General features: G+C 70.2%; 1 pseudogene. It reads left to right on the top strand.

Features of this window, described 5'->3' with window-relative positions:
• A pseudogene (locus tag FQ668_RS28190) lies at positions 1 to 238 on the top strand (methyl-accepting chemotaxis protein); the annotation flags it as partial.

Genomic DNA, 238 nt, shown 5'->3' with positions numbered 1-238 from the left:
GTATCTGGTAGAGCTGGTCGGCACCATACGCCACAACGCCGAGCAGGTGGCTGGCAGCAGCCACGCCCTGGCCGGCATGAGCGCCGCCCTGCATGACGGCGCCGAACGCCAGGCCGGCGATACAGGGCAGATCCGCGATGCCCTGGGTGAACTGGAAGCGACCATCCAGCAAGTAGCTGGCGACGCCAGCGCCGCAGCCGACGCCAGCCGCGATGCCGGGCGTGCAGTGGAGCAGGGC

The organism is Pseudomonas sp. Kh14 (assembly GCF_900291005.1).
In the GTDB taxonomy this organism is placed as follows: domain Bacteria; phylum Pseudomonadota; class Gammaproteobacteria; order Pseudomonadales; family Pseudomonadaceae; genus Aquipseudomonas; species Aquipseudomonas alloputida.
Note: the sequence above shows the minus strand (reverse complement) of the source record. Positions and strands in the feature narration are given on the sequence as shown.